This window comes from Paenibacillus sp. EKM211P (assembly GCF_011066175.1).
Lineage (GTDB): Bacteria > Bacillota > Bacilli > Paenibacillales > Paenibacillaceae > Paenibacillus > Paenibacillus polymyxa.
Genome location: NZ_JAAMNS010000103.1, coordinates 1 through 215, shown reverse-complemented (window position 1 = coordinate 215; position 215 = coordinate 1). Strand labels below are relative to the sequence as shown.

General features: G+C 56.7%; 1 protein-coding gene. It reads left to right on the top strand.

Features of this window, described 5'->3' with window-relative positions:
• A partial coding sequence (locus G9G57_RS25580) for an AMP-binding protein (RefSeq protein ID WP_164965704.1) occupies positions 1-215 on the top strand: 215 nt, incomplete at both ends.

Here is a 215-nt window from a genome sequence, read left to right as displayed (position 1 = left end):
CCTTATACCTTTGACGTATCGTTGTGGGAGCTGTTCTCGTGGGCGATTCAGGGAGCGACAGTATGCTTTTTGGAGCCGGGAGGCGAGAAAGACCCGGCAACGATAGCCGAAACGGTGGAGGCCAACGGAGTAACAGCGATCCATTTTGTGCCATCCATGCTGGGAGCGTTCCTGGAGTATATCGAGCACAGCGGAGCCGCCGGGAAAATGCGGAG